Annotated in this window: 5 protein-coding genes and 1 pseudogene; 5 read left to right on the forward strand and 1 reads right to left on the reverse strand. The window is 62.0% G+C overall.

The features are described from left to right. Positions 1-415: 415 nt before the first annotated feature. The 4 genes from AC5JJ1_RS11035 to AC5JJ1_RS11050 all read left to right on the forward strand — a co-directional run bounded on the left by AC5JJ1_RS11035 (position 416) and on the right by AC5JJ1_RS11050 (position 4,045). Entirely contained in the window at positions 416-556 is a 141-nt protein-coding gene (locus tag AC5JJ1_RS11035) for a hypothetical protein (protein WP_495785174.1), read from the forward strand. 20 nt (positions 557-576) lie between these two features. Next, entirely contained in the window at positions 577-1,305 is a 729-nt protein-coding gene (gene rsgA, locus AC5JJ1_RS11040) for a GTPase RsgA (RefSeq protein WP_495785175.1), read from the forward strand. 225 nt (positions 1,306-1,530) lie between these two features. Continuing rightward, positions 1,531-2,730 (forward strand): serine hydrolase domain-containing protein, encoded by a 1,200-nt coding sequence (locus AC5JJ1_RS11045; protein WP_495785176.1) that lies wholly within the window; start codon positions 1,531-1,533, stop codon positions 2,728-2,730. Between the two features lie 685 nt (positions 2,731-3,415). Beyond that, on the forward strand, positions 3,416-4,045 hold the full coding sequence (locus tag AC5JJ1_RS11050) for a 3-keto-disaccharide hydrolase (protein WP_495785177.1): 630 nt from the start codon (positions 3,416-3,418) through the stop codon (positions 4,043-4,045). Between the two features lie 344 nt (positions 4,046-4,389). Here AC5JJ1_RS11050 and AC5JJ1_RS11055 read toward each other — a convergent pair whose 3' ends face one another. Further along, a complete protein-coding gene (locus AC5JJ1_RS11055) occupies positions 4,390-5,421 on the reverse strand; it encodes a Bug family tripartite tricarboxylate transporter substrate binding protein (RefSeq protein ID WP_495785178.1) in 1,032 nt (343 codons plus the stop codon). Positions 5,422-5,643: 222 nt separating this feature from the next. On the opposite strand from AC5JJ1_RS11055, the pseudogene AC5JJ1_RS11060 reads away from it, so the two are divergent. Then, positions 5,644-6,018: pseudogene (locus AC5JJ1_RS11060) on the forward strand (transposase); the annotation flags it as partial. Positions 6,019-6,066 lie beyond the last annotated feature (48 nt).

A 6,066-nucleotide genomic window follows, 5' to 3' on the forward strand; every position in this document is an offset into this window, starting at 1 on the left:
TTGCGCCGGACCAGGGAGGAGGATCAGGATCACCCTGCGCCCGCCCTCAGTTAGAAAACATTCTACCGATGGAAGAAACAGTTCGCCGGGATGGGCTCTCAGGCTCTCTTGACTATGTTGGATCGCCCGACGAACTGCCTCAGTCGTGCTGGCGCAACCGTGAAGAACCTGGCCTATAGCGCGTCCTTCCATGTCTGGGAAAAGAATGCACCATCAAACCCTGGGATCAAACATCTCTAAGCCGTAAGCGGACCAGCCGCTTCCGAGCATCTCAAGCATGGAAACGTCTGTTACCAACGGCCTAGTGGGTGGGCTGCTCACGACCCCTTCGTAAACAATTGAAAAAAGCCTTTATGATTGGCGACCCGATAAGGCGACTTCCGCAGCCATGTGGTCATATATCGGGAGCAAGGACATGAACTTCGAGACGTGGATCGCTGAGATTGAGGCTGTCGTAACCTTTGACGTGGATGCGGAGCTATGGCGGCAGTATTTCGACGCAGGGCTGACGCCACTTCAGGCCATCGAACAGAACCGCACCGATGAGGAAGTTTGACGCATTCATCTGAGCGACCCGTGACGGCCAAGGGCACGAAGCTGCCATGGCCAAAGCTGGCCGAAGCGGAATGGCGGCTTTCCGGTTGCTGCCGCATTTCAAAGGGGCGGTTTACCTCTCGGTCGGTGCTAGGGTGCCCCTTCTGGGGGAAGGTGCCGCTTCTGATCGAACAAATTGGCTGGTCCGATGCGCTGCGGCTGGCATCCGAGCCGCATATGCGTGCCGACTACCGCCCCAGGCGCATCATCGTCCAGCAGCGCAAAGCAAATCTGGTGGTTACGGATGTCGGCACCCTGAGCGCCAGACTCTTCAGACGCGTGCGGCACGAGGCCCGTGAGGCGGGCCATTGGGCCGCCGGCGCCTGGGTGGCTTTGTTGGCAAACGCTGGCGAAGGTACAGCCACCATCTATGCCGTTCTGGCTCGCCGTACGGCCTTCGTGCGCCGGGCGGCCGACAGCGTGCAGACACTGCAGGTCATTGCCGCCAACATCGATGTCGTGTTCGTCGTTAACTCGATGAACGCCGGTCTCAATCCGCATCGGCTCGAGCGCTTCCTCGCGGCTGCCTGGCAGAGCGGTGCGCGGCCGGTGGTGGTGCTGACCAAGGCCGACCTGTGCGAGCAACCCGAAGGCCAGGCCGCCGGGATAGGCGCCCTGGCGGCGGGCTGCCTGGTGCTTATGGAGTGCGGCGCCCCGACGATTCGAGCCAAGCCTGTTCAACACCGACCAACGACCGTTGATCGGTGGTGAACAGGGGGGGGAGGAAATTCAGCTTGCTTCGGCAGTTATGTCTGGCTGAAGCTAGGTAGCTGGGCGTCGCGTCGGTAGCCGGATGTCTTGCCGCGAGCCAGAATGCCTGGGGAGGGCTTAGCAATGACGAAGCGGCATCGAGACCGGCGAGGCCTTCTGAAGGCTGCAGCTATCGCCGCCACCCTCCCCCCGTCGATATTGGTCCACCCAGGCCACGCTCAGACAATGGGACCGGCAGCCCTGGGGAGTACAGCATTGAGGGCTGGAATTGATGGCGTCCTGCGCGCTGCGGTCGAGGCGCGTGACGTCCCAGGCGTCATAGCACTTGCTGCGACCGAACGTGGTATTTTCTACGAAGGCGTATTCGGTACACGCAGCCTAGCGGGCGGTCCCGCCGTCACAATCGACACGGTCTTCCGGATTGCGTCGATGACCAAGGCGGTGACCTCGGCCGCGGCGATGCAACTTGTCGAGCAGGGCAAACTTAGCCTGAACGACCCGGTGCCAGACATTGATCCGGCATTAGGCATACCGCAAGTGTTGGAGGGCTTCGATGCTTCGGGCACGCCGCGTCTGCGGCCAGCGAAGCAACCGATTACGCTGCGGCATCTACTCACTCACACTGCCGGGTTCAGTTACGAGCAATGGGATGCAAACACGAAGCGCTACGTCGCCGCCACGGGCATGCCCTCGACGCCGACCGGTAAGGTTGCAGCGCTTCGCATGCCGCTCGCTTTCGATCCCGGTGAGCGCTGGGAGTATGGCGTGAATATCGACTGGGTTGGAAAGCTCGTCGAAGCGGCCAGCGGCCAGAAGCTTGATGCCTATTTTCGTGAGCACATCTTCGATCCGCTCGGCATGAAGGACACTGGCTTCGTTGCGTCACCGGAGCAGCGGGCGCGGCAAATCAGCGTGCATCAGCGGCTCGCAGATGGTTCCCTGGAGCCGCAGCCCTTCGAAACGCAGTTTGTGCCGGAATTTTGGGCTGGTGGCGGCGGCCTGTACTCGACTGCGACCGACTACATGACCTTCCTACGGGCCTTGCTCCATCAAGGATCGCTCAACGGCACACGTATCCTGAAGCCGGAGACGGTCACGTTGATGAACCAGAATCAAATCGGCGATATTGAAGCTGGCATCTTGAAGACGACTGACCCGAAGCGTTCCGTCGACGTCGACTTCTTCCCCGGATTCAGTCTCAAATGGGGTCTCGGGTACATGATCAACGCTCAGGCCGGCCCGAACGGACGCAGTGCTGGTTCGTTAACTTGGGCCGGTATCTTCAATACCCACTACTGGATCGATCCAGCGCGACAAGTAATCGGTGTGGTCATGACCCAGACGCTGCCCTTCGGCGATCCTCGATCCATGAAAGTCTACGGCCAGTTCGAGCGCGCGATTTACGACGCCTTAAAAGCGGCCTGACCAAGCCGCCTTGCTTGGGCAGCGGCGGATGCGCCTGATCGCGGCCGGGCCGTTGCCCGGTCGAGATGCCTCCATAGCCGACCCCGCTTGCCGGTCATCGGATGGGCACCACGGGATTGGGAATATCCCGTGTGTCTATGCCGCGCGCAGGAGAACTCGGGTCACGGTCGTATGGGTCCAGCTTGAACAGCCGCTTGGCGTTGGTATCCCCAGCGCAGTCAGCGCTCTGGCGATCGCCGCATGCCCGCGGACGCCCTCACCGCGTAGCCGCTTCAACTCCAGTGCCAGCCGGTGCGCCGCCCGCTTCGCCGCCAGGCGCCGTGCCTGGGTCGCTGCGGCGGCGTCAGGGCCGTGAGACGGTCGATAGCCCCAGTCCCAGCCCAGCATCGCCCCACGAACCTTGGCGGCCCGGAGCGCCGCCCGGGTCCGCTTGCTGATCACCTGGTGAACAAGGGGGCTGGGTCTCGCCGAACCTGTCGCTCAAGCGGTATGTACATGGCAGACCTCATGACGACCAGGGCTTGAGGCTTATGGCTGAAACCGCGTGATGCGTGCCACTCTTCGGGTTCTCGATTGACGAGCCGGCGACTGGGCATACACTCCTGCAACATTCACCATGCTAGCCAAGCGGCATGCCAGTGACGAAGGTCCGGACTCGAACGGACTCAATGGGGAGGAACCTAGGATGAAGCGCAGGTCATTCAATCTCGCCTTGTCGCTGCTGGTAGGGTCTGCCGGCATTGCCAGCTCGCATAGGGTCCAAGGTCAGGCAGCCGGATCGACCGCCCTCCTCAACGGCAAGGATTTCGAAGGCTGGGATCGGATCGGTGACGCCAACTGGCGTATCGAGGACGGGATGTTCATCGCCGACAGGGGGAATGGTTTTCTGGTTACAAAAAAACCCTACGGCGATTTCCACTTACGGGTCGAGTTTTGGGCAGATACGAGCACGAATAGCGGGGTTTTCATCCGTGCAACCGATCCATCTACAATCACCTCGGCCAACGCCTATGAGGTGAACATTTGGGACGAGCGCCCGGAGCCGAAGTACGGCACCGGCGCCATTGTTGATGTTGCAGCGGTCGACCCCATGCCGAAAGCCGGCGGCAAGTGGAACATATTCGAGATCACGGCCAGAGGCGATGCCTTCACTGTAATCCTCAACGGGCAGAAAACGGTGGACGGCGCTAGGGACAGCAAGCATCGGACTGGACGAATCGCGCTACAGCACGGTGCTGGCTTGAAGGACGACAAAGGCGTGGTCAATGATCGGGGCGCCGTGCGGTTCCGCAAGGTGGAGGTCAGGCCGCTGTAGCGGATTCCTGCCCTGGAGATCCGCTTGTCCGCAAGAGCGCTCGGGCGACGGTCGTATGGGTCCAGCCAACGCCTCCGCGTGGCGCTGGCACGCCGCGCTCGGTGAGTGCCCTGGCAAGTGCCGCGTGACTGGTGACGCCTTCGGCCCGTAGCCGCTCCACCTCAAGCACCAACCGGTATGCTGCCCGCTCCGCTGCTTCTCGCCGCACCTGGGCCGCTGCCGCGGCGCTAGGGCCCTCTGCCGGCGGATAGCCCCGATCGCCACCCAGCATTGCCCCACGCGCCTTAGCGGCCGCCAGCGCGGGCCCTGGTGCGCTCGCCCATCAGCTGGCGCTCTTTTTGTTCCTAATCCACCTGCGCGCCGCTAGCCCGGATTATGGGTGCCAATCGAGCTTCCTCCCGCGCCCTAAAGGCAGCTGTATCTTCAGGTGTAGCCCACCACGGTTTTGCCCCAAGCTCCTGGAAGCCACGAACCAGATCCTGGTTTTCGAGCGCCCGCTTCGCAAAGGCCGAAAGACGTTCGATCACCGGCTCTGGCAAACCTGCTGGGCCGCATAGGGCCCCCCAGGACGTCATCTCGAAACCCGGCAGGAACTCCAACATGGTTGGAAGATCAGGCACCACCTGGCTGCGTTGCGGGCCAGTGACGGCGAGCGCTCGCACACTGCCATCCCGTGCTGCCGGCAGAAGGCCTGGGATATTGTCCATGATCAGCTGTACACGCCCGGCAATCAAGTCGAGCAGCGCTGGCGCGCCACCCCGGTAGGGGACATGCAGAATATCCACCCCTGCGAGCTGCTTCAGCAACTCGCCCGAAAGATGTGGCGTCGTCCCGCTGCCGGAGGAGCCGTAAGCATACTTGCCTGGGCTGGCCTTTAGCAACGCAATCAGCTCCGGCACCGTCCTGACAGGCAGATCCTTGTTGACCACCACTAGGTTTGGCAGTTGCCAGATGCCAGAGACAAAGGAGAAGTCTCGTGCTGCATCGAAAGGCAGACGCTTGTATAGTGTCGGTGCGATCGCGTTCGGGGCGATACTGCCAAGGCCAACGGTGTAGCCGTCAGGTTTAGCCTTGGCGATAGCGTCAGCCCCAACGTTGCCGCCGGAGCCGCTGCGGTTCTCGACCACAAAGGGTTGCCCAGCGATCTCGCCCAACTTGACGCAAAAAAGTCGCGAGAGGGTGTCCGTAGCGCCTCCGGGTGGAAAGATATTGATGTAGCGAACAGGCTGGCTTGGCCAGTCGCTGCTCGACTGCCCATACGCAGGCCCCTTGAACCCGGCGAGGAGGGCCCAAGTTGCTGCCGCTATCGCAGCACGACGTGTGATGCTGTCCGGTGCCATGCCGAGGGTGCCTAACTGAGCTCGCTGCTTGGCCATGTTCTTGTCCTCCCGGTATCACGTACGTTGCGCGATATGTTTGCCAGCGGGACCATACTCCCTAATTTCCCACGAAGCGGCCATGCCAATCGGACGGCGCTCACGCTCCCTGTTAGGGAATCTATTCCGGTCTAGCATGTCTGCCGTCCGGGCCAATGAGACAGAAGGGTTGGGTTGAGGAGCGGAGGATCTTTGGCTCATCGTAACCGCCAAGGAGTGAAGATGAGCCAGAAATCCTCCGCCTCGGCCGCCCGGGCAGCCGCTGCCGCCAAGGTTCCTGCCGAGCAAGTGGTGCGCGATATCCGTCGCGCGACCCGTAAGCAGTATTCGGCCGAGGAGAAGATCCGCATCGTGCTGGAAGGCCTGCGCGGCGAGGAGAGCATCGCCGGGCTGTGTCGGTGCGAGAGGATCGCCGAGAGCCTGTACTACACTTGGTCGAAGGAGTTCCTCGAAGCCGGCAAGCGGCGGCTGGCCGGCGACACGGCCCGGGCGGCGACCACCGGCGAGGTCAAGGCACTGCGCCAGGAAGCTCGCAGCCTCAAGGGGGTCGTTGCTGAGCAGGCGCTTGAGCTGCGGCTGCTCCAAAAACGTAAGCGCAGTTCGACTTGGGTGTGGGAAACGCGCAAATCTGACGTGGGCTGACTA

This window comes from Belnapia sp. (genome assembly GCF_059504005.1).